Here is a 25,274-nt window from a genome sequence, read left to right as displayed (position 1 = left end):
CACATGGCAGCTTTGCAGAAGAAAGCACAGAAATGATAGCCATTATAAAAACGAATAATCCGGCGACTATCAGTTTTGCCGAAGCGGTTTTGAAAGAAGCCACCATCGAATGCTTTGTGATGGATCAGAATATGTCCATCATTGAACCGGGAATCATGATTCCCAAACGACTAATGGTCATTAAAGAAGATGTGGAAGCCGCAAGACGCGCGCTAACCCTCGCGGGGCTGGAGAGCGACCTTCAATAGATCCGAAGGATCGGCTATTCGAGCGTCCAGTCTTCAAAACTCTCTATCGGCCAATTGTTTCTCCGAGGCGTTACCCCCTCAAACAGGGCCATGAGAGCAGATTTTATGGAATTTATAAGTCTCATGTGACTTTGTGTATCAGCAATTGGTTCGAATAGCGTTAAAGGGTTGAAATTCAACCGCGCATGAATAGTGTCTCGCAAAAATTAAACTGGCTTCGTTATGTCCGATAAATCTGCTCAAACGCTCTCTTTTCAGGGGCTTATCCTGACGCTTCAAAATTATTGGGCGAAGCAGGGCTGCGTGATACTTCAGCCTTTTGATACCGAAGTCGGCGCCGGCACGTTGCACCCGGCGACTGTGTTGCGGTCTCTCGGCCCAAAGCCGTGGAATGTGGCCTATGTCCAGCCGTCGCGCCGTCCGGCCGATGGCCGATATGGCGACAATCCAAACCGCTTGCAGCACTATTACCAGTTCCAGGTCATCATGAAGCCGAACCCGGCCAATTTTCAGGAGCTTTATCTCGGCTCTCTCGACGCCATAGGCATCAACCGCGATTTGCACGATATACGCTTTGTCGAGGATGATTGGGAAAACCCGACGGTCGGGGCCTGGGGCCTTGGCTGGGAAGTCTGGTGCGACGGGATGGAAGTCAGCCAATATACCTATTTCCAGCAGGTCGGCGGCATGGATGTCGAAAAAGTGTCCGGCGAATTGACTTACGGACTGGAGCGCCTCGCCATGTATGTGCAGGGCGTCGAAAATGTTTACGATCTCGTTTTTACCGAGGCGAATAAAAAAAATGGCACGCCGGAAGTGCTTTACGGCGATGTTTTTCATCAGAACGAAGTCCAGCAATCGACCTATAATTTCGAGCATGCCGATACGGATAAAATCTTGGAGAAATTCAAGATGGCGGAGGCGGAATGCAAGCATCTTTTAGCGCTCGAAAAACCGCTTCCTCTACCGGCTTATGAGCACGCGCTAAAAGCGTCTCATCTGTTCAACCTTCTGGATGCCAGAGGTGTGGTCTCGCCGACCCAGAGACAGGAATATATCAAACGCGTTCGCGATCTGGCCAAGGGCTGCGCAGAGGCTCATGTTCAAAGTGAAGAGGCGGTCGCTGACCGGGCGTGGCAATAATGGCTGAGCTACTTCTCGAAATATTCTCCGAAGAAATTCCGGCGCGGATGCAGGTTCGCGCGGCGGAAGATTTTTCCAAAATGATGACGGACGGTCTTACTGAAGCTGGCTTAACAGTTACAAAGGCAAAGTCATTTTCTGGTCCGAGAAGATTAGTTTTTGTTGCCGATGTTCCTAATCAGGGAGAGCCTAAAACAGAAGAACGTAGAGGGCCAAAGATCGGTTCAGCTGATAAAGCGATTCAGGGCTTTTTACGTGGTCTAGGTGATACAAATGACAAATCCTTATCACTTTTAAAAAACATGAAACCAGATTTGATGTTGGTCACGAGACTAGAAACAGGTCATGAAATTAGGCTTCATGAAGACAACAAAGGTGTGAGTTATTTAGCTACTCGGAAATTAGCTGCCCCTCTTCTGATAAATATTTTACGAACTTTAGTTCCCAACATTGTTCTAAATTTCCCTTGGCCAAAATCCATGAAGTCCGGTGTGTCCACTAGCCGTTGGGTCAGGCCAATTAAGTCAATGATTTGCCTTATAGATGGAGTAGTGGTCGATGGGTTTAGCCAAGGTTTTCCGGACAAACACTTTTCAGGTGTCAAAGTAGGGGACATGACCGAAGGCCACAGAAAGCATGGCAAGGGGCCTTTTAAAATCAATAACTTCGAATCGTATGTTAAATTACTCGAAGGCGAAGGTCGTGTAGTTCTTTCCCATGATAATCGTAAGGAATTAATTATTAACCAGGCGCGGAAAGCTTGCGCGGAAAAGGGCTTAGAACTGGTCGAGGATGAAGGCCTTCTTTCGGAAGTCGCGGGTCTGGCCGAATGGCCTGTGGTCATTCTCGGCGATATGGACCCGAGCTTTTTGGAGCTGCCCGGCGAGGTTATTCGCCTGTCCATGCGGACACACCAAAAATACTTTGCGGTCAGAAATCCAAAGACTGGAGAGTTGGCGCCAAACTTTATTGTGGTCGCCAATCAGGACGCGCCCGATGGCGGCAAAGCGATTGCGGCGGGCAACTCTCGCGTGCTCTCTGCGCGGCTCGCCGATGCGAAATTTTTCCAATCCGAGGACGCGAAAAAATCGCTTGCAGACTATTACGACAAACTCGACACGGTTGTGTTTCACAAGAAGCTCGGCACTATCAAGGATAAGGCCGAGCGGGTGGCGGCGCTTGCGCGTGAGCTCGCGCCCAAGGTCGGGGCCGATCCCGACAAGGCAGAAGCCGCGGCCAAGCTCGCCAAGAATGATTTGGTCACACAGATGGTCATCGAGTTCACCTCGCTCGAAGGTCAAATCGGTCGCCTGATGTATGAACGCGAAGGCGGCGATCCGGACATCGCTGTGGCCATCGAAGATCATTACAAACCAAAAGGGCCGAGTGACGAGGTGCCAGCCAATCCCGTCGCCGTGGCTGTGGCCCTCGCGGATAAGCTGTATAATTTATCGAGCTTTTGGATCATTAATGAAATGCCGACTGGTTCGAAAGACCCATTTGCGTTGAGACGATCTGCTCTTGGTTTTGTACGAACGCTAATAGAGAATAATGTTCGGTTTTCTATGGGGTGGGCAATGACTCGTTCCTTTTCCATGGCGGTTAAGGCCGCAGTAGAGGCAGGCTCAGCCGAACGGTATGAAAATTTAAAATCTGTTCGCCAAGAGGGACTCATCAGTTCCGATATCTTCGTCGAAAGCCTTGAAGAGCTTTCTGAAAGCCATAATCAACAGATTGAACATTGGGTAAGTTCTCGCGGGATTGATCAGGTAAAACAGGTTGCGACAAGTTTGCTAAACTTCATCGCTGACCGTTTGAAAGTCTATCTCCGCGATCAAGGCATTCGCCATGACCTCATTGATGCGGTGTTTGCTTTGGGGGAAGACGACCTCGTGGCCATCGTCAACCGCGTGAAGGCACTTCAATCCTTCCTCGACACGAAAGAGGGCGAGGACCTCTTGGCCGGATATAAACGGGCGGCGAATATCCTCAAAGCGGAAGCGAAGAAGGGCGATCTACCGGAAGGTTTACCGAATCGCCCTGATGACAAACATGGCGCGGCATTGTTCGATGCGCTCCAGACCGCATCTACGGAAATTTCATCCGCTCTCGAAGGCGAGAATTTCGAAAAAGCGATGCTGTCTTTAGCAGAATTACGCGCTCCAATTGACGCCTTTTTCACCGAAGTGCAGGTTATTTCATCTGACAGCGCTGTCAAAGAAAACAATCTTCGACTTTTGGGTTTAATTCGTGATACGGCGCGCCAGATTGCTGATTTTGAAGCGATTAATGGGTAGCATTTATCCTGTCATTCCAGGGCCCGCAGGGAACCCGGAAGGCCGAGAGTTTGTGAGCTGATTTGTAAAGGGCTCTGTTCCTCTCGACCTTCCGCATCTCCGCTCCGCTCCGTGCGGAATGACAGGCAAAAGAGAGATTAGAGGCCAATCAAATGACAAAATGGGTTTACAATTTCGGCGGGGGTTCTGCCGAAGGCGATACTTCCATGAAAAACCTTTTAGGGGGCAAGGGCGCCAATCTCGCCGAAATGGCGTCTCTGGGTCTTCCGGTTCCGCCGGGCTTCACGCTCTCCACCGATGTCTGTACCTATTATTACGATCACGGCGAAACCTATCCCGAGGATATGAATGATCAGATCGCCGACGGCCTGAAAGAAATCGAAAAACTGACGGGCAAAAAATTCGGCGACTCCTCAAATCCGCTTCTCGTCTCTGTCCGTTCCGGCGCGCGCGCCTCTATGCCCGGTATGATGGACACGGTCCTGAACCTCGGCCTGAACGACGAAACCGTCGAAGGGCTGGCCGAATTGTCCGGTGACAGACGATTTGCGCTGGATAGCTACCGCCGTTTTATCACCATGTATTCCGATGTGGTGCTCGGCGTGCATCACCATATCTACGAAGATATTATTGAAAACCACAAAGACACCCAAGGCTATCTGCTCGATACAGAGATGACGGCTATGGATTGGGATTCTGTCATCACCGAATTCAAGGCTGCCACCAAGCGCGAGCTGGGGCAGGACTTCCCGCAAGACCCGATGGAACAGCTCAACGGCGCCGTGGATGCGGTCTTCGGCTCCTGGATGAATGAGCGGGCAATTGTCTATCGCCGCCTCAATGATATCCCTGCCGCCTGGGGCACGGCCGTGAATGTTCAGGCCATGGTCTTTGGCAATATGGGCGACACCTCTGCGACCGGCGTGGCCTTTACCCGCGACCCGTCCACAGGTGAGAACCGGTATTACGGTGAGTTCCTCTTGAACGCTCAGGGCGAAGATGTGGTGGCCGGTATTCGCACGCCGCAAACCCTGACCAAAGCGTCGCGCGAAAAAATGGAAGAAGAGCTGCCGAGTATGGAAGAGGCCCTTCCGGAGGCTTATGCGCAGCTCGCCGAAACGTTCGAGACCCTCGAAGCGCATTACCGCGATATGCAGGATATCGAATTTACCGTCGAAGAAGGCACGCTCTGGATGCTCCAGACCCGGACGGGCAAACGCACCGCCAAAGCCGCGCTGAAAATTGCCGTCGATATGGCGGAGGCCGGACAGATTTCGACCGACGAAGCTCTGCTGCGCCTTGAGCCGGCCAGTCTGGATCAACTCTTGCACCCGACCCTCAATCCCGATGCCGAAAAAGACATGATCGCCATGGGCCTTCCGGCGTCTCCGGGCGCCGCGATTGGCGAAGTCGTTTTCTCCTCTGATGAAGCCGAAGCGCTCAAGAAAGCCGGACACAAAGTCATCCTCGTACGTATTGAAACTTCGCCCGAAGATATTCACGGCATGCACGCCGCCGAGGCGATTGTTACAGCGCGCGGCGGGATGACCTCTCACGCGGCCGTGGTCGCGCGCGGCATGGGCCGGCCATGTGTGTCGGGGGCCGGAGAAATCCGCATCGACTATAAAGCCGAGAGCTTTTCCGTCATGGGCCGCACCGTCAAAAAAGGCGAGACGGTCACCGTGGACGGGGCCACCGGGCAAGTTTTCCTCGGCGCGGTCGAGATGCAGCAGCCGGAACTGTCTGGTGATTTTGCCAAGGTCATGAAATGGGCGGATGAGGCGAGAAAACTCGGCATCCGCACCAATGCGGAAACGCCGCTCGACGTTCAAACCGCGAAAGACTTCGGCGCCGAAGGCATCGGTCTTTGCCGCACGGAACACATGTTCTTCGAAGCTGACCGTCTCGGCTATTTCCGCGAAATGATTTTGGCGGAAGATAAGGAAGACCGCGAAGCGGCTCTGGCAAAAATCCTGCCGGTTCAGCGCGATGACTTCGCCGCGATTTTCCGGATTATGGAAGACAGGCCTTGCACCATTCGTTTGCTCGATCCGCCTTTGCACGAATTCCTGCCGCATTCCGAAGCCGATATTGAAAGCGTTGCGGAGAGTCTCGGCGTGCCCGCCGGCGAGTTGATGCACCGCGCCAATGATTTGCAGGAAAGCAATCCAATGCTCGGTCATCGCGGCTGCCGCCTCGGTATTTCCTATCCGGAAATTTACGAGATGCAGGCGAGGGCGATTTTCGAGGCGCAGAAACTTGTCTCCGAAGAAGCGGGCGTTACCCCAGTGGCCGAAATCATGATTCCATTGGTCAGCTCGGCCAAGGAACTTGAAATCCTCAAGGGCAAAATCGAGGCGATTGCCGAGGAGGTTGGGGCGCTGGCTTACAGCATTGGTACGATGATCGAATTGCCGCGCGCCGCGCTTCGGGCCGCTGATATTGCGGAATATGCCGAGTTCTTCTCCTTTGGCACGAATGACCTGACGCAAACGACCTTTGGTTTGTCCCGCGATGACGCCGGGCGGTTCCTGTCGGATTATGTCAATCAGGGCATTATGGAAAAGGACCCGTTCGTGACGCTCGATCAGGACGGGGTTGGCGACCTTATCGATATCGCTGTTGAGCGGGGACGTTCGACACGCGAAAATATCAAGCTCGGCATTTGCGGCGAACATGGCGGCGACCCGGCCTCTGTGGAGTTCTGTCACCGCGCCGGACTCGATTACGTGTCCTGCTCGCCTTATCGTGTGCCGATCGCGAGACTGGCCGCAGCGCAGGCCGCCATAAGAGAGACACACTAGACGATCTTAAACAGCCTGGAGCAGGCGTTTACGCCTGCTGTCAATTCCTTCATCCAAATGAGGTTCTTTTCTCTGTCCTGTCATTCCGCGCGTAGTCGCGGAAGTTCGAGAGGTTGCGGACGGACTGAGAGAGGGCTCACAACCTCTCGAACTTCCGCATCTGCGGCCTATCGGCCTTGTGCGGAATGACAGGTAAAAATTTGAAGTGTGCATCGCCCAAGCGTTCCTTCCCACTGCCCATCTGGGGGTTAGCTTTGGCGTTCGTCCTCGAAAAAGGCGGACAGCCCGCAGAGCTTCGGCTCCTGCCGGAGACCGAAATAAAACCGAAATAAATATGTGTTTCGCAAGAACCAAAGCTCTGCGGCAGCGATTGGAACCGGAGCGGCCTCTTACATGGCTCCCACAGTCGCGCCGGGACGAAGCCGTTTACAGCTCCTGGACGCGGTAGGCAGGCTAACCCACTCTCGGTGGCCCGGCACAGTCGGATGTGTCACCACCCGATGCTCAACCTCGCTGTCCCCTGAACCAGAACCTGACGCGTTCCTGTCCGTGTTCAAGAGAACGAGTTTAAATATACCCCCAGAACGCAAAGTGGGGATCTAACTCTTCGATTTTTTGTAAGAGGCTGAGAAGGTTGGGGTTTTCGGAAGGATAAGTGCGGATATACTTCCTCCACCGCGAAAGCGGGGGAGGTGTCCGACAGGACGGAGGGGGCGCGCGTTGTCCAACGCGCTCAAAAACTTTTTTCCAAAGACGCAAGTTTCGCCTACCCCCTCCGACCTGCATTCGCAGGCCACCTCCCCCGCCCCGGCGGTGGAGGAGTAATGTGTCGCCACGCTTTACGCGCTTAGTAAAATCCCATTTGGAAGAGGGATCATCCCGCCAATATCTAATACTTTGCAGATGAAGCCCTAAGGGGCCAATCCGTTATGGCGAATGTCAATCGAGGCACAATCGTTTTTGCTTTCATGAAAGCTCTGAGCGCAGAAAAATAACGAAGCGGAAAGCTTCAGGCCGAATCCCACTTGTTCTTTCTGTCATTGCCTCATAGCGTGGCGTCAGAAAGGTGGGTTTTATGTTTCGAGTCTGGGCTGTTGTTTCTGTATTTTTATTGGCGAGCTGCGCCACGCTTGAGACGCGGACCGCGGATCCGACGGAAATGGCGCGGCTGGACGCTCAAGCCCAAAATGTCGAGATTATCCGCGATGATTACGGCGTGCCGCATATTTACGGTAAAACGGACGCGGACGCTGTCTTCGGACTTCTCTACGCTCAGGCCGAGGACGATTTTCCCCGTATCGAACGCAATTATGTCTGGGCGATGGGCCGTTTGGCCGAGATAGAAGGCGAAGAAGCGATTTACAGCGATCTTCGCGCGCGGCTCTATATGACGATGGATGAAGCCAAGGCGGCCTATGAAAATGCACCGGCCGACGTGAAGGCGCTTTGTGACGCTTTTGCGGACGGGCTGAATTACTATCTCGCCACCCATCCCGAGGTGGAGCCAAAACTGCTGACCCGATTCGAGCCCTGGATGCCGATGTTCTTCTCTGAAGGGTCTATTGGCGGCGACATCGAGCAAATCCCGCTGGATGGAATCAAAGCCTTTTATCAGGACAAGGAACCGGGGGATTCTCTGCTTTTGACCTCCAACGCGCCTTTTGTTGATCCTGAGCCCGCTGGATCAAACGGTATCGCCGTCTCTGGCGATCTGACCCGCTCGGGTAATCCGATGTTGCTTATCAATCCGCATACGAGCTTTTACTTCCGCGGCGAGGTCCATGTCGTGAGCGAAGAGGGGTTGAATGCTTACGGCGCGGTGACCTGGGGGCAATTTTTTGTCTATCAGGGCTTTTCCGAAAAGAATGGCTGGATGCACACTTCCACCTATGTCGATTTCATCGATAAATTCCGCGAAGATATTTCCGAGCAGGACGGCGAATTGGTCTATCGATACGGAGATGAAATGCGTCCGGTTCAGGTCTCTGAGGTCACACTGGATTACAAAGACGGCAATAGACTGAAATCGCGGACGTTCCCAATGTATCACACCCATCACGGGCCGGTGACACATATGGAAGGCGATAAATGGGTGGTGACCAAAATCAACTGGGATCCGGTCAATGCGCTTAAGCAATCTTTCCTTCGTACAAAAACCGACGGATATGAGGCGTTTAACGAGATGATGGATATCCGAACCAATTCGTCCAACAACACCGTCTATGCCGACGCGCAGGGCAATATCGCCTATTATCACGGCAATTTCATTCCCAAACGTGACCCGATGATCGATTATTCCGGTACGGTCAATGGATGGGACACGCGCACGGATTGGGACGGTACGCATCCGGTGGATGAGGCGATTACATTGCTCAATCCGCCCAATGGCTGGATCCAGAATGCCAATTCGACGCCCTTTACGGCGGCCGGGGATAACAGCCCGAAACGCGAGAATTACCCCGCCTATATGGCCCCGGATAAAGAAAATTTCAGAGCGGTCCACGCCATCCGCCTTTTGGAGGAGGCCAACGATCTGACTTTGGACGGGCTCATCGACCTGGCTTATGACCCGGCGCTCCCTGCGTTTGAATTTATTATCCCGAGCCTTGTCGATTCTTATGACCTCAGCAATCAGAATCCGGCCTTTGCCGAAGCGATTTCCGTGCTCGACGAATGGAATCATACGGTTTCGGCGGACTCAGTCGCCATGTCTCTGGCGCATTATTACGGGATGGAGATGTTGCAATCCGACGCCCGTCCGAAGGGGGCGAGCCGTATGGAAACCTATATGCATTTCTTTGAAAGCGGAACGCCGCAGGAGCAACTGGATTTGCTGGACAAAGCCATGACGAAAATGACGGCAGATTTCGGCACCTGGAAAATGCCGTGGGGCGAGATCAACCGTTTTCAGAGGCTTTCTGGCGCAATTGATCTGGAATTCGACGATTCGAAAAAGAGCTATCCCGTGCCCATGGCGTCGGGTCGGTGGGGCGCGCTCGCGGCTTTTGGCGCCAGCCAGGGCGAAAATACTAAGAAGATTTACGGCTATCGCGGGAACAGCTTCGTCGCCGTTGTCGAGTTTGGGGACAAGATCAAAGCCAAGAGCCTGCTCGCGGGCGGGCAGAGCAATGATCCGGACTCGCCGCATTTCGACGATCAGATCCTGCCTTATATCAATGTCAAATTTAAGGACGTGCCCTATTACCGCGACGATGTCGAAGCGCGGGCCGTTCGAACCTACCGGCCGGGGGAGTAGCCCGGAGTTCAAGACAAATAAAAAAGCCCGGCGATTTGCCGGGCTTTTTACATTTAATAAGTGACTTAAAGGATGCTTTGACCTGTCTTTTCCCAATCCTTGAGGAAAGCCTCCAGACCTTTGTCGGTCAGGACGTGCTTGGACAGGCTCTCGATCACGCCCGGCGGCGCGGTCATGACGTCGGCGCCGACAAGCGCGCATTCCTTGACGTGGTTTACATTGCGAATAGAGGCAGCGAGAATTTCTGTCTCAAATCCATAATTGTCGTAAATTGTACGGATGTCTTCAATCAGCTCCAACCCGTCCAGCGTGATATCGTCCAGACGTCCGATAAAGGGCGAGATATAAGTCGCGCCGCATTTTGCTGCGAGCAAGGCCTGATTGGGTGAGAAGCAAAGCGTGACATTGACCGGCGTGCCTTCCTTGGACAAGACATTGCAGGCTTTCAGACCGTCCATCGTCAGAGGAAGTTTTACGCAGACATTATCAGCAATTTTGCGTAGGTGGCGGCCTTCCTTGATCATGTCGTCGGCGTCCGTTGCGACAACTTCGGCGCTGACATGGCCTTCGGTAATTTTACAGATTTCAGCGATGACTTCTTTGAAGTCGCGGCCGGATTTGGCGATGATGGAGGGGTTGGTTGTGACGCCGTCAACGAGTCCGATATCGTTCAGAGCGGAGATGGCGTCCAGATCGGCACTATCAACAAAAAATTTCATGGCTTTATGTCCCGTGGGGCTGTGGTTAAGTTCGCGGCCTGTTATCACGAATCACTCAGATGCAAAACGCTCAAATACTTTTTCCAGTGAATGTGCCCGGTGCGTTTGATTACGCCGTGCCGGAGGATATGGACCTGAGCATAGGCGACTTTGTCTACGCGCCGATTGGCAAGCAGATGAAGCTGGGCGTTGTCACAGGACTGGGCCCGGCGGAAGAGGGGCGGGAGCTCAAGGAGATTGCGGAGCGTAAGGCGACGCGCCCTCTCTCGCCGGAGATGATAAAGTTCATTGAATGGACGGCGAAGTATAATGTCGCCTCGCCCGGGCAGGTTTTCCGCATGGTGCTGCGGTCTTACAAAGCCCTCGACCCTAGCCCGGTGGTTTCACATTACATGCCGACAGGTGCCGCGCCGTCACAATTGACGCCTTCGCGCCGCGCCGTGTTGCGTGAGGGCGATCCGTTCCCAGCCCGCGCAAGCGAAATAGCGTCCCGCGCCGGGGTGAGTGCGAGCGTTGTGAAGGGCTTGGTAAAAGTCGGCGCCATGCAGGAACTCGCTCTGCCGGTCGATGCGCCTTTTGACGAGCCCAATCCGGATCACCCCGGGATGGAGCTAACCGAAGGACAGGAAGACGCGGCAAAAGAGCTGGTCGCGCAAATGCAATTGCAGGACTTCTCGGTCAGCTTGCTCGACGGCGTGACCGGGTCAGGTAAAACGGAAGTCTATTTTGAAGCCGTGGCGGAAGCCCTGCGCCAAAGCGGGCAGGTGCTTATCCTTGTTCCGGAAATTGCGCTGACGCAGGCGGGTATGACCCGGTTTGAGAAACGCTTCGGGGTAAAACCGGCCGAATGGCATTCGGCAGCGGGGGACGCGCCGCGCCGCCGGGTCTGGCGCGAAGTGGCGCAAGGGCGCGCAAAATTAGTCGTTGGCGCGAGGTCTGCGCTCTATCTGCCCTTTGCGGATTTGAAACTCATCGTCGTCGATGAGGAACATGACACGTCCTACAAGCAGGAAGAGGGCGTCATCTATAATGCCCGGGACATGTCAATCGTGCGCGCCAAACTTTCAGGTCATGCCGTTATTCTTGCGTCGGCCACACCGTCACTAGAAAGCCTGCACAATGCGCGGAGCGGAAAGTTTGCTCATATCGTTTTGCCTGAGCGGCCGGGCGCGGCGGTATTGCCGGATATTGGCCTAGTCGATTTGAAAGAGAATCAACCCGAGAAAGGTGATTTTCTGTCTGCTCCCCTGATTGAGGCTGTCAGAGCCGGATTGGCGCAGGGCGATCAGTCCATGCTCTATCTGAACCGCCGGGGCTATGCGCCGCTCATCATTTGCCGCTCCTGCGGGGAAAAGCTGAAAAGCCCGGATACGGATAGCTGGCTGGTGGAGCACCGCGCCACGGGGCGGGCCATGTGCCATTTGACCGGGTTTTCCATGCGCATGCCGACGCTCTGCCCGAATTGCAAAGCGGAAGACAGTCTGACGGCCGTCGGACCCGGAGTCGAACGTGTGGCTGAGGAAGCGGCGCGGCACTTTCCCGAGGCCAGGATAGAGATTTTCAGTTCCGACACCGCCGGAAACCCAAATGCGATCAGAGAACGCATGGACAGGATGGCGGCGGGCGAGATTGATATACTCGTCGGAACACAAATGGTGGTAAAGGGTCACAACTTTCCGCACCTCACATTTGTCGGTGTTGTGGACGGGGATTTAGGGCTGGCAGGCGGGGACCCGCGGGCCGGGGAGCGAACCTATCAAACGCTGGTTCAGGTCGCAGGCCGGGCCGGGCGAGCCGAGAAACCGGGCCGGGCGCTTATCCAGACGCATCAGCCGGAACATGAAGCGCTTCTGGCGCTTGCCGCCGGGGACAGGGAACTCTTCATAGGAGTAGAACTGGCCATGCGCGAAATGCTGGGTCTGCCGCCTTTTGGAAAGCTGGCGGCGGTTATTATTTCCGGGCCGGAATTGAAAAAGACAGAGAGCCTGGCCAAGAAAATGGTCAACCTCGCCCCCCGCGCCGAAGGCATAGAGATTCTTGGTCCGTCTGAACCCCCCATAGGACGGTTAAGAGGGGCGTTCCGGAGACGATTATTTATTCAGGCGGAACCGGGCGTAAACTTGTCTCGCTATATGGCCGTCTGGCGAGCTAAGATTCGCCCGCCCGCAAAATATAAGATTCAAATCGATATTGATCCGCAAAGTTTCATGTAATTCCCAAAGTTGTGTGGCCATGGGGTTAACAGAATTAAATAATTTCCTTATTTTTGTGACGAAAAACGTTTAACGCACAATCTTAGTGCAGTATATTATTTTGAAATATTTACGGATACGGAATTAATTTTCTGCTTTTTTTAATAAACGCAAAAATATTGCGCTTGGCGGAGAATTTACTCTCATTCGTGCTTTTTATGCAACAGGTTTGGATAAAAGCCCTGTCCTTCTTACAAAAGTGTCACAAACATATTGCGTTGAGGGGGAATGACTAATAGCGATAAGTGTAATCTTTCCGTGTTGCGGGGAGGCAATAAACGATAAAACACTAAAAAGGGACTTAACTGTGAAATTATCAAAAAGAAATCTATTGATAGGGACATTGCTCTCCAGCGCTATGCTGGCAAGTGCTGCTCCTTCCTTTGCGCAAGATGCCGACGAAGATGAAATCATCGTCACCGGTTCGCGTTTGAACGTAAACCCAAACCTGACAGCGGCTCAGCCTATCCTGTCAGTCGATAATTCTGAAATCAGCGCTCGTGGTGTTGTGAATATTGAGGACCTGACGAACTCATTGCCGCAGATTTCTGCTGCTCAGACATCAGAGCAATCGAATGGCGCTAGTGGTACTGCGCAACTTGATTTACGAGGCCTCGGTGCGCAGCGTACATTGAGCTTGATTGACGGTCGTCGTCTTCCTTATGGTGACTCTTCTTCTGTTGCTGTTAATATCGATTTGGTTCCGACTAACCTCGTTGAGCGCGTCGAGGTGCTGACAGGTGGCTCTTCTGCTGTTTACGGTTCAGATGCGGTTTCCGGCGTTGTTAACTTTGTTTTGAAAGATGATTTTGAAGGCGCTGAGTTGGATCTTCAGTATGGTTTTGCTCAAAGTAGCAATAGCGGTAGAGATATCTTTGAAGATGTTCTTAATGATGCCCTCGTGCCAATTCCGGGCAGTGTAACCGATGGCGAAGAAATCACTGGATCTGTTACAATCGGTGCAAACCTAGATGGTGGCCGTGGTAACGTCGTTGCTTTCGCATCTTACCAAAACAGAGAAGACATCTTGGGTGCGGATCGCACGGCATCTGCCTGTACAATTGGTTCAGGTAACGTAAATGGTTTTGGTTGTGTCGGTTCTTCCAACTTCCGCCGCTTTAACAACGTTGCTGACTTTGGCGGTACAGACTTCTTCCAACAGGAAGATGGCACATTCACGCCATTCGTTGGCGGGCCAGCTGAAACCTATAACTTTGGTGCGTTAAACTACTTCCAGCGCCCATCTGAGCGTTTCCAACTCTACACAAAAGCAAGCTACGAAGTTTTTGATGGTCATGAAATCTTTGCTGATTTTGGCTTTACAGAGCAGCAGTCTGATGCGCAAATCGCACCATCTGCCTCATTTGGTTTCTTCCAGCGTAGCATCAACTGTGATAACCCTCTGATTCAGCAGCCTGTTACACAGGACGGTCGCTCTATTGCTGAGGCTGTTTTGCAGTGTACTCCTGCTCAAATCGCCAGTGGTGAAATCATTGACGGAATCACGGCTACTCACCGTAACGTTGAAGGTGGCCCGCGTAACTCTCGTCTTGAGAACCAAGCCATGCGCTTTGTGGGTGGCATGCGCGGTACTTTTGCTGAGACATGGGACTACGAAGTATTTGGTCAATATTCTAAAACAAAAGATCAAGATACGTCGACCAATGACTTCTTGATCGATAATCTTGGTCAGGCTCTTTTGGTGACAACTGATGCCGACGGAAACCCTGTTTGTATCGATCAATCAAACGGATGTGCGCCGTACAATATCTTCCAACGTGGACCAGGCGGCGAAAGCCTCGTCTCGCAAGAATCGTTGGATTTCATCCAAGGTGTTGGCATTACGACAGGTCAAACTGACCAGTTGGTGCTTGGTGGTAACATTCAAACTGATCTTTCCAACTATGGTATCGTTTCGCCTTATGCTGAAGGTTCCGGTATCGGTTTCTTGCTGGGTGTTGAATATCGCGAAGACGGCCTGGATGCGACGCCAGACCAAATCAGTCAGCGTGCAGATGGTGGTTTCACAGGCGTTGGTGGCCCGACACTTCCTGTCGCTGGTGGTATTGACGTGTTTGAAGTCTTCGGCGAGGTAGAGCTCCCGCTTGTTACGGGTGTGCAATTCGTTGAAGAACTCGTCTTCAATGGTCAGTATCGTTATTCTGACTACACTGTTGATGGTAACGGTGTGTCCAACAGCTTCAGCACTGACACTTATGGTGCACAGTTGACGTGGGTTCCAACTCCAGACATTTCATTCCGTGGTCAGTATCAGCGTGCCGTTCGTGCACCGAACGTTGTTGAATTGTTCACAGGTCAGTCTACTGGTCTTCCGGATCTTCCAGAATTTGGTACGGATTCAAATGGTCTTACCGTGTATGATCCTTGTTCCAGCACTGGTAACGCAACGCCGCTCGCTTCAGCAGCTGCTTGTGCCAATACTGGTGTTACGGCCGCTCAATACGGAAATATTCCTGACGTGGTTTCAGGTCAAACCCAAGGTTTGTTTGGTGGTAATCCTGAACTTTCACCTGAAAAGTCTGATACATTCACCGTTGGTGCTGTACTAACACCTAATTTTATACCTGGGTTTACAGCTTCAATCGATTATTTTGATATCACTATCGATGATGCGATTGTTTCTGGTATCGGTGCAAACAACATCCTTAATGGCTGTCTTGACACAGGCGACGCAACATTCTGTGATCTTATTCAGCGTGATGGTGCGGGCTCGCTTAATGCAAGTGGTCCAGGCGTCGGCTTTACTTTGTTGAACTTGAATGCGGCATCTATCGCGACCAGTGGTGTTGATTTCCAAGTCAATTACAGCTTCGATCTGGAAAGATTTGGCGGTGGAAACTTTGGTGATTTTGCAGTTCAATATGCTTCAACATTCCTCTCTTCATCTGACTTCACACCTTTCCTAGGTGCTGAGACAGATGAGTGTGAAGGCAAGTTTGTTGGTAACTGTGGTCAACCTACGGCAGATTATCGTCATCGTGCTATCGCAACATGGAACACGCCTGTTGAAGGTCTTCAGATCAATACGACTTGGCGCCATTTCGGCGGTGTTGATAACGAGGGTAATCCTGACTCGGTAATCGAGGGATCTCTTGATGCAGCGAACTACTTCGATGTATCCGGTTCTTGGGAATTCCTGGACGGAATCACAGCTCGTGCAGGTGTGAACAATATCTTTGAAGACGACTTCCCTGTTTCAGTCTCATCAGGTCCGGCCATTAACGGTAACAACAATACTTACCCGGGTGTTTACGACACAGGCCGCTTTATCTTCTTCGGTCTGAACGTAAAACTGTAAGGTTTAAGTCAGATTTGAGTTTTGAGCAGGCCCTTCGGGGCCTGTTTTTTTATGGATAAGGCGCTTATGCTGAAACCACTGTCGCAGAGTGAAATTCCGCACTTGGCACATTGAATTGACCATGCTAAGCCCCGCGCGAGATTGGCGGAGCGGCCTGTTGGGTATCAAAATCCCGGGAGTGTTCGAGCCGCTATATTTATGTTAAAGGGGCTGTCCTAACGGCCCAATTCCGAAGAGCGGACCTGATACGTGTCAGAGACAGAAGTCATTACCGGCGAAGCCCCCTTACGCTACGCCCAAGCCCTGCTTGAACTCGCTGAGGACGCTAAGTCCTTGTCAGCTATAGAAAAAGACGTGAAGTCGCTAAAGGCAATGTTCGCAGATAGCGCTGATTTGTCCGCGCTCATCAATTCCCCTGTTTTTGCGACCGAGGATAAAGTGGCCGCCCTGACTGGCGTGGCGAAAAAAGCCAAGCTCAAGCCTTTGACGGTTCAGTTTGTTGGATTGGTCGCGCAGAATCGCCGCGCGGCGGAATTGCCGCAAATCCTGTCCGCATTTGAAGAGATGGTGGCTCGCCGCAAGGGATCACAAGTGGCGAAAGTCACCAGCGCGAAAAAATTGACAGCCGCGCAGGTCACGTCATTAAAATCAAATTTGAAAAAATCGCTGGGACGCCCGGTCGAGGTTGAGACATCTGTGGATGCAGACCTTTTGGGTGGTTTCGTCGTACGCGTTGGTTCGCGTCTATATGATAGCTCCCTCAAGACTAAACTTGAGGACTTACGCTTAACCCTCAAAGAAGCATAGAGGTTATACAATGGATATTCGTGCTGCGGAAATTTCCAGCATCCTGAAAAAGCAGATCAAAGAATTTGGCTCCGAAGCCAAAGTCTCTGATGTCGGTCAGGTTCTCTCAGTCGGTGATGGTATCGCCCGTATCTATGGCCTGGACAATGTCCGCGCCGGCGAGATGGTCGAATTCCCAGGCGGCATTAAGGGCATGGCGCTCAATCTCGAATCTGACAATGTCGGTACTGTTATCTTTGGCGATGACCGCGGCATTAAAGAAGGCGACACGGTTAAACGCCTCGGCGAAATCGTGGACGTGCCTGTCGGAATGGGCCTTTTGGGCCGGGTCGTAAACCCGCTCGGCGAGCCGATTGACGGCAAAGGTCCAATCGAATCAAGCGAACGCCGCCGTGTGGACGTTAAAGCGCCAGGCATTATGCCGCGTAAAGGCGTGCACGAGCCTGTTCAAACAGGTATCAAGGCGATTGACGCGCTTATCCCTGTTGGCCGCGGCCAGCGCGAGCTCATCATTGGTGACCGCCAGACCGGTAAAACGGCTGTGGCTGTGGATGCGATTCTCAATCAAAAATCCGCCTTCGATGAAGACCGCGATGCTGACAAGCTTTACTGTATCTATGTCGTGATCGGGCAGAAGCGTTCCACTGTCGCGCAGCTCGTCAAAACGCTCGAAGAAAACGGCGCGATGCAATATTCCATTATTGTGGCCGCGACGGCGTCAGAGCCGGCCCCGCTTCAGTTCCTGGCCCCGTTTGCTGGTTGCGCCATGGGCGAATATTTCCGCGACAACGGCATGCACGGCCTGATCATTTATGATGATTTGTCCAAACAGGCTGTGGCTTATCGCCAGATGTCCCTTCTTCTTCGCCGCCCACCAGGACGCGAAGCTTACCCAGGTGACGTTTTCTATCTTCACTCCCGTCTTCTGGAACGCGCCGCCAAGTTGAACGAAGATAACGGCTCCGGGTCTTTGACCGCTCTGCCGATTATCGAAACGCAAGGCAATGACGTGTCGGCCTTTATTCCGACAAATGTGATTTCGATTACAGACGGTCAGATCTTCCTGGAAACAGACTTGTTCTTCCAGGGCATCCGTCCAGCGCTTAACGTCGGTCTGTCTGTGTCTCGCGTGGGCTCTTCTGCTCAGATTAAAGCGATGAAACAGGTTGCCGGTCCGATTAAGGGTGAACTCGCGCAATACCGCGAAATGGCTGCCTTTGCTCAGTTCGGTTCAGATTTGGACGCCTCCACTCAGGCCCTTTTGGCTCGCGGTGAGCGCCTCACAGAGCTCCTGAAGCAGCCGCAATTCTCTCCGCTGAAAGTGGAAGAGCAGGTCGTGGTGCTTTACGCCGGAACACGCGGTTATCTGGACAAGGTTCCGGTGAAATCCGTGCAGAAATATGAGCGTGAATTGCTGTCACACCTGAAAGGTGAGCATAATTCACTCCTGTCCAGCATTGCGTCCGAAAAGAAATTGACGGACGACATTGAAGACAAAATCAAATCCGTGTTGGAAACCTTCACGAATAACTTCGCAGCCTAAGGACGCCTCATGGCCAGCCTAAAGGATCTTAAAAACCGTATTTCTTCTGTGAAAAACACGCAGAAGATTACCAAAGCCATGCAGATGGTGGCGGCGGCGAAACTGCGTAAAGCGCAGGAAGCGGCGGAGAATGCGCGCCCCTATGCGGAGCGCATCAATAGCGTCATTACGAATCTGGCCAGCTCCATGGTCGGAGTCGGAGACGCGCCGGAACTTCTTGTCGGCAACGGCAAGGAAGAGACGGTTTTGCTTGTTGTTGCAACGGCAGATCGCGGTCTTTGCGGCGGTTTCAATACCAATATTGTCCGGAAAGCCCGCGAAGAAATCGTCGCGCTTGAAGGCCAGGGTAAAACGGTCAAGCTCTTCCTGATCGGGAAAAAGGGGTATGATCAGCTCAACCGCCTTTATCATGATAACATTGTCAAATTTATCTCTTTGAAAGAAGAGCGTAAACTTCACGCCGGTATTGCTCAGAATATTGGTGAGACAATTACCGAAATGTTCCACGAAGGCGAATTCGACATCTGCAAGCTGGTCTATTCCAAATTTGTCAATGTGATGACCCAGGACGCGGTTTCAAACACGCTCATCCCGGCTATCGCCTCTATTGACGAAGGCGCAGAAGATACAGGTCCTGATCTCAAAGGCGCGATTTATACCTATGAGCCGGATGAGGCCGGGATCCTGCGGGTTCTTTTGCCACGCAATATCAACACCCAAATCTTTACCGCACTTCTGGAAAACCAGGCAGGCGAGATGGGCTCAAAAATGACCGCGATGGATAATGCCACGCGCAATGCCGGCGAGATGATCGACAAGCTGACATTGACCTTCAACAGAACACGTCAGGCCCAGATTACATCTGAACTGATTGAGATTATTTCAGGCGCGGAAGCGCTTTAAAGAAAGCTAGAGGAACACACTCATGGCGAAAGCAGCAACAAAAACAGCCGCCAAAAAAACGGCCGCTAAGAAAACAACCGCCAAAAAGCCGGCAAACAAGCGTGCAACGACTAAAAAGGTCGTGAGCAAAGCCATGTCAGCCGGTAAAATCACTCAGGTGATCGGGGCCGTTGTTGACGTCGTATTCGAAGACAATTTGCCAGCCATCCTGAACGCGCTGGAGACAGACAACCAAGGCAACCGCCTGGTTCTCGAAGTCGCTCAGCATTTGGGTCAGAACACGGTTCGCACCATCGCTATGGACGCAACCGAAGGCCTTGTGCGCGGTCAATCTGTGACAGATACCGGCGCGCCGATTACGGTGCCTGTTGGACCGGAAACACTTGGCCGTATTATGAATGTCATTGGTGAACCCATTGATGATCGCGGCCCGCTCAAGACGAAAGCCAAGGCGTCTATTCACAAAGAAGCGCCTCCTTTTGTGGATCAATCCACTGAATCCGAAGTACTTGCGACCGGTATTAAAGTTATCGACCTGCTTTGCCCTTACGCAAAAGGCGGTAAAATTGGTCTCTTCGGCGGTGCGGGTGTGGGTAAAACCGTTCTCATCATGGAACTCATCAACAACATCGCCAAAGCTTATGGCGGTTACTCCGTCTTTGCGGGTGTTGGCGAGCGGACTCGCGAAGGAAATGACCTTTATCACGAGATGATCGAGTCCAACGTTATCGACCTTGACGGTGAAAGCCGTGCGACCCTCGTTTACGGTCAGATGAATGAGCCTCCCGGAGCCCGCGCTCGCGTCGCGCTGACCGGTTTGTCTCAGGCCGAATATTTCCGCGATGAAGAAGGCAAAGACGTGTTGTTCTTCGTTGATAACATCTTCCGCTTTACGCAGGCCGGTTCCGAAGTGTCCGCTCTCTTGGGGCGTATTCCATCTGCGGTGGGTTATCAGCCGACATTGGCCACTGAAATGGGCCAGATGCAGGAGCGCATTACATCCACGAATAAAGGGTCTATTACATCCGTTCAGGCGATTTACGTCCCGGCCGATGACTTGACTGACCCGGCGCCAGCGACCTCCTTTGCTCACTTGGACGCGACAACGGTTCTGAACCGCGCGATTTCCGAAAAAGGTATCTATCCGGCGGTTGACCCGCTTGACTCCACATCCCGTATTCTTGAGCCGCGTATTGTCGGTCAGGAACATTACGAAGTTGCGCGTCAGGTTCAGGAAATTCTACAGCGCTATAAATCTTTGCAGGACATCATTGCTATTCTCGGCATGGACGAATTGTCCGAAGAAGATAAGCTTGTAGTGTCCCGCGCGCGTAAAGTTGAGAAATTCTTGTCTCAGCCTTTCCACGTTGCGGAAATCTTTACTGGCTCTCCGGGTATCCTGACAGACCTTGCGGACACAGTTCGCTCCTTTAAAGGTCTGGTCGAAGGCGAATATGACCACCTGCCGGAACAAGCCTTCTACATGGTCGGCGGTATTGATGACGTGATCGAAAAAGCCGGTAAAATGGCGGCGAAAGACGCGGCTTAGGCTGTATTGACTGCGGTTAGGATAAAGAATGGCTGATAAGCTACATTTCTCTCTCGTTTCGCCTGAACGTGAACTTTATGCGGGCGAAGTCGATCAGGTCGATATCCCGGGCACCGAAGGCAATTTCGGTGTTCTACCGGATCACGCGCCGCTAATGGCCGCGATCCGTACGGGCGCGATCACCGTTTATGAGAACGGAGCGGAAAAGCAGTTTTTCGTTCAAGGCGGGTTTGCCGATGTGACTCCGGCTGGCCTTACGGTTTTGGCAGAGCGCGCTGCGCCCATGTCAGAGCTGACCTCTGAGCGTATCCAGGAAGATATTGCCTCTGCCAAAGACTCTCTCGTAGGGCTGGAAGGCGAAGCAGCCTTGGCGGTTCAGCAAAATCTTGACGGACTAAATGCCGTCGCGGCGACACTTTAGGGTCTTAATCCGCACATATTATTCTAAGAAACCGGACTTATGAAAGTCCGGTTTTTTTATATCTTACTATTCCTTTGCATCGCTGCTCTGGCGTGTCTCCTTTATGGATTTTTCATAGAGCCCAAGAGGTTGGTTATACGCGAAGTTTCATTCCGCGCAGAGACTTATCAAGGCCCGCCCGTTCGGATAGTTTTGCTTTCTGATCTTCATATTGGCGGCCGTCATATACCTGCCTCGAGGGTAGACTCGCTCAAAAATTCAGTAAATCAATTAGCGCCGGATATTGTTCTTCTGACCGGCGACTATATAGACGGCAGCGCGTCTCGCTCTCATCGCCCAGCAGAATTTAATAAGACTATTGAGCAGGGATTGCAGTCACTTGGAAGGATTGAGGCGCCGCTCGGCGTTTTTGCCGTGCTTGGAAATCATGATAATTGGTATGATGGGGCGTGGGTGCAAAACCGGCTCGAGGATAGCGGGATGAGCGTTCTCGCCAATGAAGGACTGAATTTACCGGGACTATGCCTTATCGGAATGGGAGATTTTGATACAGATTACCCGACAGCCGAAGGGTATGAGGATTGCCGGGATGGCCGCGCAAAAATAGTTTTGACACATTCGCCTGATGCGTTTCGTTTTCTCAGGACAGATACGGCTCTGGCCGTGGCGGGACACACCCATGGCGGCCAGATTAATCTGCCGCTTCTCGGACGGCGCGTGACGTCAACAGAGGCAGGAAAGCCTCTGGCCTATGGGGTAAAAAATGTGGGAGGCGTCCCCGTTTACATTACTGCCGGAATTGGGACGTCTATGCTTTCAGCCCGTTTTTGCGCGCCGCCGGAAATTGTTGTCATTACTCTACAATCGGCGGACTAACTCTCAAATATTGTCGGCGAGGGGCTCGTGTAGTGTATCTGATGTTTCGGCTACGGCTTCGGGGGAGTAACGTGCCTGTCGGTCTGCCTTGGTTGTGACGAGCAAATAGATGATGAGCCCGGTAAAGGCGAGGCCCGCCGCCAAGAGAAAGGGCGCGCCTGGAAGATAGGGAATAGGCGTTTGTAAAAACAGGTGCTGGAGGATTCGCGCGATTCCGGAAGGAAACCCGTCTAGCTCGACATTACCTTTGTTGGAGCCGGCCGCGAAATATTCAAAGATGCCTGTCATGGTAAGCGGACCGACCATCATGGCCAATCCTTGAGCGGCGCCAATCGCGCCTTGTAGCTCGCCCTGTTCGCTGTCGCTGATGCGCGAGCTCATCATATTGGTCAGGGCAGGGCCGTAGAGACCGCCAAAAGCCGCAAACGGACCGGCGGCATAGATAATCCATCCCGCATTGGCGCTCCCCATCATTGTGTAGGCGGTGATGGCCGAAACAATGCCGATAATGCCCGCCCAGAACAAACCGACCTTGGGAATGATCACCCGTATCAGGCCGCCCTGCACTATGATACTGGCGAGTCCAAAAGCGCCAAGCGAAAGGCCTACATCCCCGGCGTTCCAGCCAAGCCCTTCAATCGTCGAGAAAGAGTAAGTGGAGGGATACACTGTATGGCCAACCGCCAGAACGAAAAGAACGAAGATAAGGCCTTTGACGCCTTTGATCCGGCCGAGGGCGACCAGGGAGCCGAAAGGGTTGGAACGTTTCCAGCTAAAGGCCCGGCGTTTTTCAGGGGCCAATGTCTCAGGCAGAAAAATAAAACCATAGACGACATTTATGAGGGCGATTATTCCGGCGGCGATAAACGGCGCGCGCGGGCCAAATCCGTCGCCGATTAATCCGCCAATTACAGGGCCGAGCATGAAGCCAACACCGAACGCCGCTCCTACCAGACCAAAGTTCTGCGCGCGCGTCTCAGGCGGGCTTATATCCGCGATATAGGCGTTTGCCGTCGAGAATGTCGCCCCGAATGAGCCCGCAATGATCCGCCCGAGATAAAGAAAGGCAATTGTCGGCGCGAAGCCCATGATGAAATAATCCAGCGCCAATCCGAATAGCGAGAGCAACATGATGGGACGTCGGCCAAATCGGTCGGAGAGACCGCCGACAATCGGCATGCAGATGAATTGAAACAGGGCGAAAACAAAGGTGAGCCAACCGCCATGAATAGCGGCTTCATTGTTGGGAAGGTCTGTCAATTCCTTCAATAAATCCGGCAGAACCGGAATCATGATCCCGAAACCGATAGAGTTGATCATCACGGTGATCAGCACAAAGATCAGGGCATTTTTACCATAGGAGGGAGCCGACATAATGAAGCGGATTTACGCTATGACTGAGGCCTTGCATAGGGCGCAAATTCGGCAATCAGCCGTTCATAAACTTCCCGCTTGAACGGAATAACGCTTTCATGAATTGTCGAGAGATCGGCCCATTTCCATTCTGAAAATTCCTGCTCTTCATGTGTACAGAGATCTATGTCCGATTCGTCTCCATGATAGCGAAAGGCAAACCATTTCTGTCTCTGCCCTTTATGTTCGCGCTTTCGGCGATTCAGGCGGGCTCCCTCGGTAAAGTCATAATAGAGCCAGTCATCAATCTGTCCAAGAAGGGTGAGATTGTTTTCCCTTACGCCGGTTTCTTCCCATAATTCCCGCAGTGCCGCTTGATAGAAGTCCTCCCCTTCATCAATGCCGCCTTGAGCGCATTGCCAGGCATAGGGTCCGTCTTCTCCAAACCGTTTTCCGAGCCAGATTTGGCCTTTGTCGTTGAAAATGGCGGCGCCGACATTGGGGCGGTAATCGTCTGGGTTTCGAGTCATAATAAAATGAGATTCGTCTATTCTAAGGCCGCAGAGGCCGGGATGAGTTGGAGCGATTTATCGGGGAGATCATCTATCCAGCGATTTACCGAGGCCAAAGTTTCGGGATAAGCAAAACCAACCCCAATCGGTGTGTCGCCCACACGGCTCTCTTCGGCAAGGCGGGAAAGCTCGGTTTCAATTCGTTCTGTTTGAGGCTCGGGGTCAATCAATCCAAACCCTGATTTATAGGGCAGGGAAAGAGATTGCGTTAAGGCGGGCAGAGAGGGAGCCGGAAAAGCGCCGTCCGAGATAAAGGCCAAGCCGGAGTCTGAAAATCGCGATAGGGTTGGGGCGGCGGCGTCCATACGCGTTAGAAAAGAGTCTCCATTATAATTTATGACGCCGAAATAGCCTTGCGCGCGGCTCAAAAGCCAGTCGAGATTTTCTGCATTCTTTTCCGGCGCGTCGATACTCAACATATGATCCGCGCCCGGTTCGCTCGAATTGGAGGCGCGGGACTGCATGGGAATTTCCAATAAAACCTCATGCCCATTCAAGCGGGCTCTATCTATCCAGCTTTGCAGGTTTGGGGCGTGGGCCGCGAAGGAGAGGGTCACATTTGCGGGGAGGGTATCTATAGCCTCCTGGGTCAGAGTTCGGTTCAGGCCCAACCCGCCAATAATAAGTGCAACCGATTTGCCGCCGGTGGAATTCGGTGCGTCTTTCCGGTAAGCCTTGAAGACGGAGTTCCCATTTTCTGCCTTTTTGGGCAGAGGGCCAAAGGGGCCGCTTTGACTCAGTTCAGAAAATATCTCCGCGCTACCGCTGTCCAAGGGCTGACCATCTATCAGCACGGTTTTGGGTTTTGTTGAAGGCGCTGTCTGTGGCGTTGTCTGAGACGATGACGGCGCATCATTTGCGGCGCCATTTGTGATAGGATTGCCAAGTGCGTCATTTTGCGCTGTTTGTGGCGTCCGGTTTGTCGGGTTTTCGCCTTCCGGAATTTCTCCGGCCAACAGATCCGGAAGCGAGTCACTCTCGCTGTTCAAATTCGTCGCCATGAGGGGCTGCGGCAGAGATTCCAGCGCAAGCTGACCACTTGTATTTTTATCAATCTCGGGAGCCGGAGAGGTCAATATAAGCGCCGCTGCCGCCGTTGTAAGGCCAAGTAATGCGGCGGCGCCCAGAACATGCCAACGCCGCTTTGGAAGACTCAGCTTCTTACGTCTACGACTATGTCCGGCGGGAGAGGTCATGGAAACGGGATTAGGA

At 52.7% G+C, this 25,274-nt stretch carries 17 protein-coding genes; 13 read left to right on the top strand and 4 right to left on the bottom strand.

Annotation, left to right across the window (positions count from 1 at the left end):
- The first annotated feature begins 32 nt into the window (after positions 1-32).
- The 5 genes from ACN0IC_RS11555 to ACN0IC_RS11535 all read left to right on the top strand — a co-directional run bounded on the left by ACN0IC_RS11555 (position 33) and on the right by ACN0IC_RS11535 (position 9,748).
- Complete coding sequence (locus ACN0IC_RS11555; RefSeq protein WP_416878936.1) at positions 33-248, top strand: DUF2007 domain-containing protein; 216 nt, start codon at positions 33-35, stop codon at positions 246-248.
- 222 nt (positions 249-470) lie between these two features.
- On the top strand, positions 471-1,391 hold the full coding sequence (locus ACN0IC_RS11550; protein ID WP_416878935.1) for a glycine--tRNA ligase subunit alpha: 921 nt from the start codon (positions 471-473) through the stop codon (positions 1,389-1,391).
- A complete protein-coding gene (glyS, locus tag ACN0IC_RS11545) occupies positions 1,391-3,688 on the top strand; it encodes a glycine--tRNA ligase subunit beta (protein ID WP_416878934.1) in 2,298 nt (765 codons plus the stop codon). Before ACN0IC_RS11550 ends, glyS begins: the two co-directional genes overlap by 1 nt.
- Before the next feature lie 152 nt (positions 3,689-3,840).
- The gene (gene ppdK / locus ACN0IC_RS11540; protein ID WP_416878933.1) at positions 3,841-6,492 is read left to right on the top strand and encodes a pyruvate, phosphate dikinase; all 2,652 of its coding nucleotides are present in this window, start codon (positions 3,841-3,843) and stop codon (positions 6,490-6,492) included.
- Positions 6,493-7,567: 1,075 nt separating this feature from the next.
- Positions 7,568-9,748: a penicillin acylase family protein gene (locus ACN0IC_RS11535; RefSeq protein WP_416878932.1), complete on the top strand. Its 2,181-nt coding sequence runs from the start codon at positions 7,568-7,570 to the stop codon at positions 9,746-9,748.
- A 65-nt stretch (positions 9,749-9,813) separates the two neighbouring features.
- Here the strand turns inward: ACN0IC_RS11535 and fsa are convergent, their stop codons facing one another.
- Positions 9,814-10,467: a fructose-6-phosphate aldolase gene (gene fsa, locus ACN0IC_RS11530; protein WP_416878931.1), complete on the bottom strand. Its 654-nt coding sequence runs from the start codon at positions 10,465-10,467 to the stop codon at positions 9,814-9,816.
- A 59-nt stretch (positions 10,468-10,526) separates the two neighbouring features.
- Between fsa and ACN0IC_RS11525 the strand changes: the two genes are divergently transcribed.
- From ACN0IC_RS11525 to ACN0IC_RS11490, 8 genes are all read left to right on the top strand, one after another.
- On the top strand, positions 10,527-12,680 hold the full coding sequence (locus tag ACN0IC_RS11525; protein WP_416878930.1) for a primosomal protein N': 2,154 nt from the start codon (positions 10,527-10,529) through the stop codon (positions 12,678-12,680).
- A 346-nt stretch (positions 12,681-13,026) separates the two neighbouring features.
- On the top strand, positions 13,027-16,038 hold the full coding sequence (locus ACN0IC_RS11520; protein ID WP_416878929.1) for a TonB-dependent receptor domain-containing protein: 3,012 nt from the start codon (positions 13,027-13,029) through the stop codon (positions 16,036-16,038).
- A gap of 249 nt (positions 16,039-16,287) precedes the next feature.
- Complete coding sequence (locus ACN0IC_RS11515) at positions 16,288-16,845, top strand: F0F1 ATP synthase subunit delta (RefSeq protein WP_416878928.1); 558 nt, start codon at positions 16,288-16,290, stop codon at positions 16,843-16,845.
- Positions 16,846-16,855: 10 nt separating this feature from the next.
- The gene (gene atpA, locus ACN0IC_RS11510) at positions 16,856-18,388 is read left to right on the top strand and encodes a F0F1 ATP synthase subunit alpha (RefSeq protein WP_416878927.1); all 1,533 of its coding nucleotides are present in this window, start codon (positions 16,856-16,858) and stop codon (positions 18,386-18,388) included.
- 9 nt (positions 18,389-18,397) lie between these two features.
- Positions 18,398-19,291, top strand: coding sequence for a F0F1 ATP synthase subunit gamma (locus ACN0IC_RS11505; protein ID WP_416878926.1), 894 nt, complete (start codon positions 18,398-18,400; stop codon positions 19,289-19,291).
- Positions 19,292-19,313: 22 nt separating this feature from the next.
- Positions 19,314-20,840 carry a F0F1 ATP synthase subunit beta gene (gene atpD, locus ACN0IC_RS11500; RefSeq protein WP_416878925.1) on the top strand — a complete coding sequence of 509 codons (1,527 nt, stop codon included), beginning with the start codon at positions 19,314-19,316 and terminating at the stop codon, positions 20,838-20,840.
- Positions 20,841-20,868: 28 nt separating this feature from the next.
- A complete protein-coding gene (locus tag ACN0IC_RS11495; RefSeq protein ID WP_416878924.1) occupies positions 20,869-21,261 on the top strand; it encodes an ATP synthase F1 subunit epsilon in 393 nt (130 codons plus the stop codon).
- A 129-nt stretch (positions 21,262-21,390) separates the two neighbouring features.
- Positions 21,391-22,137: a metallophosphoesterase gene (locus tag ACN0IC_RS11490; RefSeq protein ID WP_416878923.1), complete on the top strand. Its 747-nt coding sequence runs from the start codon at positions 21,391-21,393 to the stop codon at positions 22,135-22,137.
- A gap of 3 nt (positions 22,138-22,140) precedes the next feature.
- On the opposite strand, the gene ACN0IC_RS11485 is transcribed toward ACN0IC_RS11490, so the two are convergent.
- From ACN0IC_RS11485 to ACN0IC_RS11475, 3 genes are read right to left on the bottom strand one after another with little or no spacing between them, the layout of a single operon-like run.
- Positions 22,141-23,511, bottom strand: coding sequence for a TCR/Tet family MFS transporter (locus ACN0IC_RS11485; protein ID WP_416878922.1), 1,371 nt, complete (start codon positions 23,509-23,511; stop codon positions 22,141-22,143).
- 17 nt (positions 23,512-23,528) lie between these two features.
- Entirely contained in the window at positions 23,529-24,020 is a 492-nt protein-coding gene (locus ACN0IC_RS11480; protein ID WP_416878921.1) for an RNA pyrophosphohydrolase, read from the bottom strand.
- A gap of 17 nt (positions 24,021-24,037) precedes the next feature.
- The gene (locus ACN0IC_RS11475; protein ID WP_416878920.1) at positions 24,038-25,258 is read right to left on the bottom strand and encodes a divergent polysaccharide deacetylase family protein; all 1,221 of its coding nucleotides are present in this window, start codon (positions 25,256-25,258) and stop codon (positions 24,038-24,040) included.
- Positions 25,259-25,274 lie beyond the last annotated feature (16 nt).

The organism is Litorimonas sp. (genome assembly GCA_029936425.1).
Taxonomy (GTDB): Bacteria; Pseudomonadota; Alphaproteobacteria; order Caulobacterales; family Maricaulaceae; genus Litorimonas.
Note: the sequence above shows the minus strand (reverse complement) of the source record. Positions and strands in the feature narration are given on the sequence as shown.

Coding starts and splice junctions, on each gene's coding strand:
- ACN0IC_RS11555 (WP_416878936.1), top strand. CDS start 33: ATGATAGCCATTATAAAAACGAATAATCCGGCGACTATCAGTTTTGCC.
- ACN0IC_RS11550 (WP_416878935.1), top strand. CDS start 471: ATGTCCGATAAATCTGCTCAAACGCTCTCTTTTCAGGGGCTTATCCTG.
- glyS (WP_416878934.1), top strand. CDS start 1,391: ATGGCTGAGCTACTTCTCGAAATATTCTCCGAAGAAATTCCGGCGCGG.
- ppdK (WP_416878933.1), top strand. CDS start 3,841: ATGACAAAATGGGTTTACAATTTCGGCGGGGGTTCTGCCGAAGGCGAT.
- ACN0IC_RS11535 (WP_416878932.1), top strand. CDS start 7,568: ATGTTTCGAGTCTGGGCTGTTGTTTCTGTATTTTTATTGGCGAGCTGC.
- fsa (WP_416878931.1), bottom strand. CDS start 10,467: ATGAAATTTTTTGTTGATAGTGCCGATCTGGACGCCATCTCCGCTCTG.
- ACN0IC_RS11525 (WP_416878930.1), top strand. CDS start 10,527: ATGCAAAACGCTCAAATACTTTTTCCAGTGAATGTGCCCGGTGCGTTT.
- atpA (WP_416878927.1), top strand. CDS start 16,856: ATGGATATTCGTGCTGCGGAAATTTCCAGCATCCTGAAAAAGCAGATC.
- ACN0IC_RS11505 (WP_416878926.1), top strand. CDS start 18,398: ATGGCCAGCCTAAAGGATCTTAAAAACCGTATTTCTTCTGTGAAAAAC.
- atpD (WP_416878925.1), top strand. CDS start 19,314: ATGGCGAAAGCAGCAACAAAAACAGCCGCCAAAAAAACGGCCGCTAAG.
- ACN0IC_RS11495 (WP_416878924.1), top strand. CDS start 20,869: ATGGCTGATAAGCTACATTTCTCTCTCGTTTCGCCTGAACGTGAACTT.
- ACN0IC_RS11485 (WP_416878922.1), bottom strand. CDS start 23,511: ATGTCGGCTCCCTCCTATGGTAAAAATGCCCTGATCTTTGTGCTGATC.
- ACN0IC_RS11480 (WP_416878921.1), bottom strand. CDS start 24,020: ATGACTCGAAACCCAGACGATTACCGCCCCAATGTCGGCGCCGCCATT.
- ACN0IC_RS11475 (WP_416878920.1), bottom strand. CDS start 25,258: ATGACCTCTCCCGCCGGACATAGTCGTAGACGTAAGAAGCTGAGTCTT.